1 protein-coding gene is annotated in these 1,085 nt (G+C 66.9%); it reads right to left on the minus strand.

Annotation, left to right across the window (positions count from 1 at the left end; all coding sequences use genetic code 11):
- Positions 1-9: 9 nt before the first annotated feature.
- Positions 10-981: an IS481 family transposase gene (locus ACIA58_RS41510; protein WP_396409388.1), complete on the minus strand. Its 972-nt coding sequence runs from the start codon at positions 979-981 to the stop codon at positions 10-12.
- Positions 982-1,085 lie beyond the last annotated feature (104 nt).

A 1,085-nucleotide genomic window follows, 5' to 3' on the forward strand; every position in this document is an offset into this window, starting at 1 on the left:
TGTACTCGGTCATGAGGTTGGTGACAGTCGGCTGATGGGTGGTCGGCCGCCGAGTGCGGTGTGTCGGCGTTGATTGTTGTAGAAGGTGAGCCAGGGGTCGAGGGCTTGGCTGCGTTGGGTGTTGGTGTTGTAGACCTGCCGGTAGGCCCATTCGGTTTGCAGGGTGCGGTTGTAGCGTTCGGCTTTGCCGTTTTGCCAGGGGCAGTGGGGTTTGATGAATTTCTGGGTGATGCCGTGGGTGGTGCAGACCTCGCGCAGGGACCAGCGGTAGGCCCAGGCGTTGTCGGTCATCAATCGCTGGATCCGGGTGATGCCGTGGACGGCGAAGTAGGCGACGGCGCGGGTGAGGAAGCCGGCGCAGGTGGGGCCTTTCTCGTCGGGCAGGATCTCGGAGTAGGCCAGCCGGGAGTGGTCGTCGACCAGGGAGTGGACGTAGTCGTAGCCGATCCTGGCCTTCTTCTGTGCCCCGGTCTGGCCGTGTTCGCGGCCGTTCGCCTTCCAGCCGCCGCCGTCGTGGATACGACCGATCTTCTTGACATCCATGTGGACGAGTTCGCCGGGCCGGTCGCGTTCGTAGCGGACCGCGGTGGTCTTGCTGGCCCGGATCAGCTGTCCGGTGAGCGGGTCGCAGTCGCGCAGGTACGGGACCTGGTGGCGGCGCAGGATCCGTGACACCGTCCGGGCCGGCAGCCCGGTCTCGGCGGCCAGCCAGTCCTGTCCGCGGCGCTGCGCCCGGCGTTCGCGCAGTACCCGGTCCTCGAGCTCGGCCGGCGTACGGCGCGGGGACCTGTGCGGCCTCGACGAGCGGTCCACCAGACCTGCCTCGCCCTCGGCCAGGAACCGCGCGACCCACCGGTGCGCGCATTGCCGCGACACCCCCAGCTCCTTGGCCACATGAGCCACCGGCCGCCGATCACGACAAACCCGCTCAACCAGCAACAACCGGCCATGCACTGTCAGACGCGCGTTACGGTGGGACACGAAGACCTCCGGACTGGTGAAGACGGCTATCTCCACCGCACTCCGGAGGTCTTCCCTACGTCAACCCACCAACCCCAACGTCACCAACGTCCTGGCCGAGTACA

Origin of the sequence: Kribbella sp. NPDC051586 (assembly GCF_044453965.1) — a bacterium.
Lineage (GTDB): Bacteria > Actinomycetota > Actinomycetes > Propionibacteriales > Kribbellaceae > Kribbella.